The sequence below is a fragment of the Kluyvera sichuanensis genome, assembly GCF_014218705.1.
Lineage (GTDB): Bacteria > Pseudomonadota > Gammaproteobacteria > Enterobacterales > Enterobacteriaceae > Kluyvera > Kluyvera sichuanensis.
This window is the reverse complement of the sequence record NZ_JABBJF010000075.1, coordinates 1-1,117: the sequence shown is the minus strand read 5'-3', so window position 1 is coordinate 1,117 and position 1,117 is coordinate 1. Positions and strand designations below refer to the sequence as shown.

2 protein-coding genes are annotated in these 1,117 nt (G+C 39.7%); both read left to right on the top strand.

Features of this window, described 5'->3' with window-relative positions; all coding sequences use genetic code 11:
- A partial coding sequence (locus HII27_RS26795; RefSeq protein ID WP_223883308.1) for a hypothetical protein occupies positions 1-292 on the top strand: 292 nt, incomplete at its 5' end.
- A 423-nt stretch (positions 293-715) separates the two neighbouring features.
- Positions 716-1,117: hypothetical protein (locus HII27_RS26790; RefSeq protein WP_185670187.1), on the top strand; the 402-nt coding region annotated here is incomplete at its 3' end.

The window sequence follows — 1,117 nt, the reverse complement described above, 5'->3', positions numbered from 1 at the left end:
ATGTAAAAGCCTCAGGCTGCCCATGCCCGACATTCTGGCACAAGGACTTATCCTTGTTAACGACAGCCTGACAGGGCTTGAACCGAGAGCAATACTTCCCGAAAGCAAGCAGCACACGCTTCTTTCAGGTGCCATTCGACGGGCCGCCAGGAAGTCAGATATCTATTTATATAAAGGCACGCCTTATTTTATCGATAACATAGGAATGAGTACTTATAGCTTCAAATACAGGAAATGGTCGTTTAGCCCAGACGCCAATTGTGAAATCTTCTATAACGATGGAATTAAATAACATAAGGAATTATTTATTATGACACTTAAATGGCATTCCATTAATAATTTTACTGATACTCTCTATACTATGCTCTTAAAGACGTGCTGATAACCATTCATATATTAATTCTTTATAGGTTCCGTTTAGTCTTCCTGAAGGTTATTCATAAACATCACTTATAAATCGCTCTATTATTTCATAGGACATCAATCATGCATATTATGCATAAATGAGAAAACAGAGACGCTCCACAGTTTTTCATCCTGACATGGAATATAAAATCATATCAACAGTTAAAAAATACTTATTCATAACCTAAAAACAAACTTAGGATAGCAATATTTATAAAAACAATAGTATTTCATCCATAAATTAAGGCCGACATAAATAACGTATTTAATATATTTATTTAATCAATATAAACAGGACACCGGAGGTCTGATGAAAACATCTTCACCCTACAAGCCATTGTTGCTCACATTAGTCGCACTCAGCCTGACGGTGCTTCCTGCGCAGGCCGGAAAAGGACGCTGGCAGCAGCATACCGGCAAGGGATACCTGATGTGCGATGCCATGTTCAAAGAGCTAAAACGTCATGATTTTTCGAGGACAAAATCTGAAGAATCATGCGCCATTTACCAGGTACTTCCGCAGGCAAAATCATTCCGACGGCCGGAATGGAAAAAACTGGACCCGAATCAATACCGGCCGCTTCTGCGCCGTATCTTTGCCAGAGACTACTATCGGATTGATTTACCAGAAAAAGATCGAGGGATGTTACGACTGTTCGATAATGACCTGTATCAGCCAGATAGTGTTTTGGACTCACTGACTGCTGAGCAA